Annotated in this window: 8 protein-coding genes; 3 read left to right on the forward strand and 5 right to left on the reverse strand. The window is 70.7% G+C overall.

Annotation, left to right across the window (positions count from 1 at the left end; genetic code table 11):
* The 5 genes from K2X73_RS15330 to K2X73_RS15350 all read right to left on the reverse strand — a co-directional run.
* Window positions 1-533 (reverse strand): efflux RND transporter permease subunit (locus tag K2X73_RS15330; protein ID WP_294112235.1); only part of this gene is annotated, 533 nt, incomplete at its 3' end.
* Complete coding sequence (locus K2X73_RS15335; protein ID WP_294112237.1) at window positions 533-2,146, reverse strand: hypothetical protein; 1,614 nt, start codon at window positions 2,144-2,146, stop codon at window positions 533-535. The genes K2X73_RS15335 and K2X73_RS15330, both read right to left, overlap by 1 nt.
* A gap of 51 nt (window positions 2,147-2,197) precedes the next feature.
* The gene (locus K2X73_RS15340; RefSeq protein WP_294112239.1) at window positions 2,198-2,410 is read right to left on the reverse strand and encodes a hypothetical protein; all 213 of its coding nucleotides are present in this window, start codon (window positions 2,408-2,410) and stop codon (window positions 2,198-2,200) included.
* Window positions 2,411-2,671: 261 nt separating this feature from the next.
* Complete coding sequence (locus K2X73_RS15345) at window positions 2,672-2,863, reverse strand: hypothetical protein (RefSeq protein ID WP_294112240.1); 192 nt, start codon at window positions 2,861-2,863, stop codon at window positions 2,672-2,674.
* The gene (locus tag K2X73_RS15350; protein ID WP_365980777.1) at window positions 2,860-3,462 is read right to left on the reverse strand and encodes a PepSY domain-containing protein; all 603 of its coding nucleotides are present in this window, start codon (window positions 3,460-3,462) and stop codon (window positions 2,860-2,862) included. Before K2X73_RS15350 ends, K2X73_RS15345 begins: the two co-directional genes overlap by 4 nt.
* A gap of 11 nt (window positions 3,463-3,473) precedes the next feature.
* Between K2X73_RS15350 and K2X73_RS15355 the strand changes: the two genes are divergently transcribed.
* From K2X73_RS15355 to K2X73_RS15365, 3 genes are read left to right on the forward strand one after another with little or no spacing between them, the layout of a single operon-like run.
* The gene (locus K2X73_RS15355) at window positions 3,474-3,914 is read left to right on the forward strand and encodes a transposase (RefSeq protein ID WP_294112246.1); all 441 of its coding nucleotides are present in this window, start codon (window positions 3,474-3,476) and stop codon (window positions 3,912-3,914) included.
* Window positions 3,911-4,267, forward strand: coding sequence for an IS66 family insertion sequence element accessory protein TnpB (gene tnpB / locus K2X73_RS15360; RefSeq protein ID WP_294112241.1), 357 nt, complete (start codon window positions 3,911-3,913; stop codon window positions 4,265-4,267). Before K2X73_RS15355 ends, tnpB begins: the two co-directional genes overlap by 4 nt.
* A gap of 31 nt (window positions 4,268-4,298) precedes the next feature.
* Window positions 4,299-4,742, forward strand: coding sequence for a transposase (locus K2X73_RS15365; RefSeq protein ID WP_294112243.1), 444 nt, complete (start codon window positions 4,299-4,301; stop codon window positions 4,740-4,742).
* Window positions 4,743-4,813 lie beyond the last annotated feature (71 nt).

Genomic DNA, 4,813 nt, shown 5'->3' on the forward strand with positions numbered 1-4,813 from the left:
CTTGGCAGGCATTCGTCGTCCCTTCCTTGATCCAGACTCTCATAGTCGATGGACCACTCAGAAGGGGGCAGCTCACGCAGCCGCATCGGCTCGGCGCCCGTCACCGCGACGAGCATCACTTCGCCCATGATCGAGCTGATCGGCGCGAGGCGCGGCTCGGCGCCGCTCGGCAACGTGCCGGCAAGCGTCGCCAGCCGCTCGCTCACCTGCTGGCGGCTGGCGAGGACGTTCACCCCGAAGTCGAAATCGACATAGACGATCGACAGCCCCGCGACCGACGACGAGCGCAGCCGCAGCGTGCCCGGCAGCCCGCCCAGCGCGGCCTCGATCGGGATGGTGACGAGGCTTTCGGTTTCCTCGGCCGCCAGACCGGGAACCTCGGTCATCACCGTCACCGTCGTGCGGTTGAGATCGGGGAACACATCGACCGGCAGCCGGGCGGCGGCGACCAGCCCCGCCAGGCTCAGCGCCGCCGCCAGGGCGAGCACGAGCAGCCGGTTTGCGAGACTGAAGCCGACGATCGCGCGGAACATCAGCGCACCTGCGCGATCAGACTGGCCCCTCGCACCACCACCCGCTCGCCCGCTGCGAGCCCGCCTGCGATCAGCACGCCGTCGCCCGCCGGCACGGTGCGCACGGGTCGCGGCGCATAAGTGAGCGGGCTGGTCTTGACCCAGACCATGTCGCCGCCCTCGCGGACAATTGCCTCGGCAGGCAGCACGATGCCGCGCCGCGCGGGTCCGTCCGCGAAGGAGACGGCCACGCGGACCACCGCGCCGGTGCGCAGGCCGCTCCCCGCCGGCAGCGCGAATTGCAGCGTCTCCGCGCCGCCGGCGACGCCCGGCGATCGCCCAACGAGCCGCAGCGGCGCACCGCGCTCGGCCAGCGTTGCCTTCGCAACCGCCTGGCCGGTCTCGCTCGGCAAGTTCACCGCCTCGACCAGAGGCGAGGCGCTACCCTCGATCTCGATCACCACCGCGCCAGGTGCCGCGATCTCGCCGACCGCGGCACGGATCGCGCGGATGCGGCCGGCGATCGGGGCGCGCAGCACCTCGGCGCTCGCCACCGGACGCGCCGCCGCCGTGCGCTGGCGGCGCAGCCCCTCAAGCGTCAGCCGAGCGCGGTTGATCTCGGCACGCGCGACCACGCCGTCGAGCTGGCTCAGCCGCTGATAATCGGCATTGGCGAGCGCGATCTCGCGGTCGAGCGCGGCCAGGCTGCTCGCCGCCGCCTGCGCCTGGGCGGCATCGAGTGTCGGCACGATCCGCGCGAGCGCCGCGCCTGCGCGAACCTCAGCGCCCAGCCGCGGAAAGGCGCCGCCGATCGGTAACACGCGCCCGCCGACCGCCGTCGCGACGCGTGCGGTCTGCGCCGGATCGGCGATCACGCGGCCGGTTAAGGTGACCGCCGCTTGGGCCACGCCGGGTTGGGCAGGCCAGGTGCGGATTTCGAGCAGATGCTGGGTCGGTTTGGGGAGCAGCACGCTGCCGTCGCCACGCCGCGCCGGGGCATCGCCCGAGGCGATCGGCGCGGCCTCGTCATGCGGTTCGTCGCCATGCGCGATCGCCCGCGGCGTGATGAGGATCGCGAGTAGCACCGCCGCCGCGACCGGCCGCCGCCGCGCCAGCCGCCAGCCGAGCGCGGCGAGCAGGATAGCCGCGAGCACCGCCCCGCCCCCGATCAGCGCGGCGGACCAGTCGAAGTCCTGCGCGTCGCCGTCGGCCTCCGCACCCGGCGGCAAGACCTCGACGTTGAGCAGCGCGGGTCCGCGCGGCCCCTCGATCGCGAGCCCGATCGGCGTTGGGCCGATGAACGGCGCGGGCAGATCGAGCGCGAAATCGCCGGGGGCGAGCGCACGCAGCGGCAGGTCCCGCCCGGCGATCGTCGCCACCACGCGCGCGCCGGCCACGGGCGCATTGCTCGCCCAATCGTCGAGCCAGAGCTTCAGATGCCGACCATTGCTCTCCGCGACGACCTCGTAGCGCCCATCCTCGGCGGTCGCGGGCGGCCGCCCCGCTGCGGCGCTCGCCGCCGGCGCGTCGTGATCCTCGCCCTCGTGCGCGAGCGCCGCGCCTGTCGCCAACGCCAGCGCCAGCACCACCGCCGGGCCAACGCGCTGGCCGGCCGACCAAATCCTGCTTGTCATTCGCTTTATCCCGATTGCGGCGCCTGTGCGCCGGGCACACTGATCCCGTGATCAGGCCAAATCGGGCGGCGCTGCGGGCAGTGGCAGCGCGGTGGAGAGAAGCGGGATGCTGAGCGCCGTCATCCAGAGCGGCCGCGGGAAGGTCGCGCTCGAAATCGCCGGCGTGGCGGGGCAAGTGAGCGCGGCGAAATGGCAGCTGTCCGCGCAGCCGCCCGAGCAATCGCCGGGGCAGTCACAATCATGCGCGCAATCATGGTGGTGCACGCTTGTCTTTGCGTGCCCAGCGGCAAGATGCTGCGCAGGCGCGACCTGTTGGGCCAACACCTCTGCAGGGTGTCGCCCGCCACCATGCGCATGCGCGGCAGCCGGCGTCGCCCAGAAGGCAACCCCAACCAACATCAACATGGCCAAGAGCCAGCGCACGCCGCGATTCCCAGAAGTAACAGTCTGTCGATTTACCGACTGTCCGCGCGGGCCACAAGCGGTGGAAGCTTCGCAAAGCCGGCGGGCGAGACAGCCGGCTCCTCAAAAACGGTCGTATATGCGAAGGCTCGAGCGGGACCTTTTGCCTATCACTGCCCTCGTGCCAAGCAACACTGGCAAAGCGGCGAGCAGTAGGAATGCGAAGTCGCTCGCGCCATCGAGCACGAACATGCCGACCAATCCAACCAGCGTCGACACCGCGAGCAGCAGCGCGAAAGCATAGGGCCTGCTCATTCGGCGTGCTCCAGCGCGAGCGCCGCGGCCACTGGCGCCGGGCAGCGTTGCCGCCGCTTGGCCCACCACTGCCACGCTCCATTCGCCGTGATCGCCAGCGTCCCAAGCGCGCTGCCGAGCCACAGCAATTTGAGCGGCAGACCGCCATAATCGCCGAAGTGCAACAGCTCGGCTAGCGCGATCGCCTGTAGATAGGGTGGCAGCGGGCGTACCGCGTCAACCCGGCCGCTTCGCGCCTCGACCGCCGCGATCTCGAACAGGCCGGTGGCATAAGCCTCGCGACCATAGAGCACCGCCGTATAGTGATGCTCGCCGGCATATTCGGCGCCCGGGAGGAACGCGAAGCCCAGCCGCCTCGCGGGCCGAGCGGCCGCGGCCGCGGCCAGCGCTTGATCGATCGTCGCCGCCGGCGCCACCGTGGCGGCCGCCGGCGGCGCCGTGGTCATCGCCTTGAGTTCGGTCACCTGCCATAGCAGCAGCAGGATCGACGCGGCCGAGAGCAACAGCCCGGTCACGCTCACCACCGTAAGCGCTGTCCTGCACCCACCTTGTGACGTGTTGGCTGACGGGCGAGTCCATGGCGATGGAAGATGACGCACGCGTTGGAGCTATGCCGGGGTCAAGGCCGCGAGCTAGTCTGGAGCCGATCCGCCGGTTCGAGGTGGTAACTGGCGTTGGTCGTAGGCGAAGCTTTTCCGTGGAGGAGAAGCTGGCGTTGGTCGCGCAGATGGCGGACTGCGGCAACATCTGCGAGCTGGCGCGGCGGCATGATCTGAGGCCGTCGCAGCTGTTCACCTGGCGCCGCGAGTTGCGCTACGCCGCGAGCGCGGTTCAAGGTGCGAACCAGGGGCAGTCGGACCCGATGTTCGTGCCGACGGTGATCGAACCAGTGGCGCCGCCCGCCTCGAAGCGGAAGCCTGTCAGGCGGACGCAACCCGCCCCGGTGCCGGTAGTCGAGCTGGAGATTGACGGCGTGGCGGTGAGGATCGCGCGCGGCGCGGATGCCGGCGTGATCGCCGCGGTCATCGATGCGTTGAAGACGGCGCGGTGATCGGCCCTGGTGCCGACGCGCGTGTGCTGGTGGCGACCCGGCCGGTGGACTTCCGCAAGGGCGCGGACTCGCTCGCGGCGCTGGTGAAGGCGGCGTATGGCGCCGACCCGTTTTCGGGCGTGGTGTACGTCTTCCGCGCGAAGCGAGCGGACCGGATCAAGCTCTTGTGGTGGGATGGCACCGGGCTGTGGCTGATGGCGAAGCGGCTCGAGCGGGGCAGCTTTCGCTGGCCCACGATCGAGGACGGGGTCATGCGCTTGACCGCAGCGCAGTTCGCGGCGCTTGTCGAGGGTCTCGACTGGCGGCGCGTTCACGGCGGGCGTCGCCCGATCGCGCCGCAACTTGCAGGTTGACGGGGTAGTCGCGCCCTGATTCACTCAAGCCATGCTGGTCGAGGCCGAGCTTCCCGACGATCCCGCGCTGCTCCGCGCGATGCTGGTCGCGGCCGAAGCGCGACTCAGCGAGCGCGACCAACACATCGCCGATCTTGAGAGCGCGGACAGCGAAGCCAAGGCGGAGATCGACCGGCTGAACGCGATCATCGCCGCTTTCCAGCGGCACCGGTTCGGTGCCCGGTCCGAGCAGCTGCATCCCGACCAGCTGGCGCTCGCGCTCGAGGAGCTCGATACCGCCGTCAGCCGGGTACGCGCCGGCGCCGATGCCCGCGGCGCGCCTGCCGTCGCGGCCCGACCGCGCGGTGGCAACCGAGGTCGCCTTCCGGCTCACCTCGAGCGTGTCGAGCAAGTCGTTGATGTCGACAGCAAGGCCTGCGTCTGCTGCGGCGGCGTGCTTCACGTTATCGGCGAGGATGTGTCCGAGCGGCTCTGAGCAGCCCCCACCGGGTGGTCCGGGTATATAGTTAGTGCATTGTCGTCTCCGCCGCCATTGCCGGTCGGAGG

The organism is Sphingomonas sp., assembly GCF_019746665.1.
Classification (GTDB): domain Bacteria; phylum Pseudomonadota; class Alphaproteobacteria; order Sphingomonadales; family Sphingomonadaceae; genus Sphingomonas.